Annotated in this window: 1 protein-coding gene; it reads left to right on the forward strand. The window is 58.6% G+C overall.

Features of this window, described 5'->3' with window-relative positions; translation table 11 throughout:
- Positions 1–70: 70 nt before the first annotated feature.
- Positions 71–391, forward strand: a 321-nt coding sequence (locus tag ACWGS9_RS35465) for an IS5 family transposase (protein WP_454509513.1), incomplete at its 3' end; no start/stop codon positions are given.

The following is a 391-nucleotide window of genomic DNA, read 5'->3' on the forward strand; positions in this document are numbered from 1 at the left end:
GGTCGCAAACTCATAAACTGGGTATCGTGCTGATGTAAGTTCTGATTCAAGGCTTCTTTTGGAGGCTTTGATGCGTCGGTATGAATTGAGCGATTTTGAATGGGGCATCATCGCGCCTCGTCTCCCCAACAAGGTCCGCGGTGTGGCACGCGTTGACGACCGCAAGGTGCTCAACGGCATCCTGTGGCGCTTCCGCACCGGCTCACCCTGGGCCGATGTGCCGGAACGCTATGGCCCCTACACCACCTGCTACAACCGGTTCGTACGATGGCGCAAAGCCGGGGTCTGGGATCGGCTTCTGGCGGCGGTTTCCAAGGCCTTTGACGGCGAGATCATCATGATCGACAGCTCCTGTGTCCGCGTTCACCAGCACGCCGCCACGGCAAAAAAG

The sequence above is a fragment of the Mesorhizobium sp. Arg314 genome, assembly GCF_053714275.1.